Annotated in this window: 1 rRNA gene; it reads left to right on the forward strand. The window is 37.1% G+C overall.

The window, feature by feature from the left end:
- Positions 1-239 precede the first annotated feature (239 nt).
- A 23S ribosomal RNA gene (locus IC213_RS20740) occupies positions 240-318 on the forward strand; the annotation flags it as partial.

A 318-nucleotide genomic window follows, 5' to 3' on the forward strand; every position in this document is an offset into this window, starting at 1 on the left:
CTAAGGAGAATTGCCTACTGTTTAATTTTGAGGGTTCGTTTTTACGAATACTCAATTAGCACTTTGAGCAACAGTATAAACTGAACGCATGTGAAGTTTGTTTGTTGGCGCTGTGCGTTAGCACTTTGAAAACTGCATATATATTTAGTGATATGACATCTAATTTGTAATATATGAAGTTGATAACTTTAAAAAATTATCGAAGTTGATAGCTTCTAATCTATCAAACCTTTTTAACTGGTCAAGTTATTAAGGGTGCAGGGCGGATGCCTTGGCACTAGGAGCCGATGAAGGACGCGATAAGCTGCGATAAGCTTC

Source organism: Clostridioides sp. ES-S-0049-02, assembly GCF_020658465.1.
In the GTDB taxonomy this organism is placed as follows: domain Bacteria; phylum Bacillota; class Clostridia; order Peptostreptococcales; family Peptostreptococcaceae; genus Clostridioides.